1 protein-coding gene is annotated in these 1,487 nt (G+C 66.9%); it reads left to right on the forward strand.

Features of this window, described 5'->3' with window-relative positions; genetic code table 11:
• Nucleotides 1-1,487 (forward strand): non-ribosomal peptide synthetase (locus HGB39_RS38050; protein ID WP_168443034.1); only part of this gene is annotated, 1,487 nt, incomplete at both ends.

Raw genomic sequence — 1,487 nt, forward strand, 5'->3', positions numbered from 1 at the left:
TCGACCTCCTCGACGCCGACGAAAAACAGCTGATCCTCGAGGACTGGAACCACACCGATCATGCGACAACCACCGACACACTGGTGTCGATGTTCGGTGCGCAGGTGACGCGCACACCCGACGCGCCCGCGGTGGTGGACGGAAACCGAACACTGACCTACGCCGAGTTCGATGCACGCGTCAATCGCCTCGCCCGACACCTGATCACCCAGGGCGTGGGCCCGGAAACCATCGTGGCACTACGAATGCGCCGCTCCCTCGACTTCGTCGTCGGCGTCTACGCGACCCTCACCGCCGGTGCAGCTTACCTGCCCATCGACCCCCACCACCCAGCCGAACGCACACACTTCATACTCGCAGTGGCACAACCCACCTGCATGCTGACCACCCACGACGACCAAGACGATCCGCCCGACCCGGTACCGGTCCTCCACCTCGACACCATCGATCTGTCACCGCTGTCCGGGGCGCCGGTGACCGACGCGGACCGCCGCGCACCGCTACGCCCGCAGAACACGGCCTACGTGATGTTCACCTCGGGATCGACCGGCCGCCCAAAGGGGGTGACCGTGGCGCACAGCGCGATCGTCAACGAGGTGCAGTGGGTTGCGTTCGACTACGGCTTGGGTGACCGTCTTCTGCAGAGCAACGCGGTGACCTTCGACGCATCGACCCCCGACCTCTTCGCACCGCTGCAGGTCGGGGGCTGCGTGGTCTTGGCAGGGCCCGACGGCCAACGCGACCCCGACTACCTCGCCGAACTCATCCGGGCACAGAAGGTCACTCACGTGGCGTCGGTGCCGACGGTACTGACCGCCCTGATGGCCAGCCGATCACCCGACGTCCTCCGCGGCGTGCGGGTGGTCTACCTCGGCGGTGAAACGCTGTCCGGGCAGACGGTCGCACGGTTGGCGGAGTTCGGTCCGGCGACGGTATGGAACCAGTACGGGCCCACCGAAACCACCGTCAGCGTCATCTGCCACCGCTGCACCCAACACGAAGAGTCGGTGGTACCCATCGGCACACCCCAGATCAACTGCCACGCCTACGTGCTGGACCACCGCTTGCATCCGGTACCGGTGGCGGTGGTGGGCGAGTTGTATGTGGCCGGGGTCCAGCTGGCCCGCGGATACCACAGCCGACCCGCACTGACCGCCGAACGGTTCGTCGCCAACCCCTACGGCCCACCCGGCGAACGCATGTACCGCACCGGCGACCTCGTCCGCTGGCACCCCGACGGCAACCTCGAATACCTCGGCCGCCGCGACCTCCAAGTCAAAATCCGCGGCCACCGCATCGAACTCGGCGAAATCGAAGCAACCCTCACCACCCACCCCGACATCACCCACGCCGCAGTGACAGTCCACCACGACCACCACACCGGCGACCGACTCGTCGGCTACGTCGTCCCCCGCAACCACACCCCCCTCGACCCCACCACGATCCACACCTTCGCCGCCGACCACCTCCCCGACTACATGGTGCCC

Source organism: Rhodococcus opacus (genome assembly GCF_012396235.1).
Lineage (GTDB): Bacteria > Actinomycetota > Actinomycetes > Mycobacteriales > Mycobacteriaceae > Rhodococcus_F > Rhodococcus_F opacus.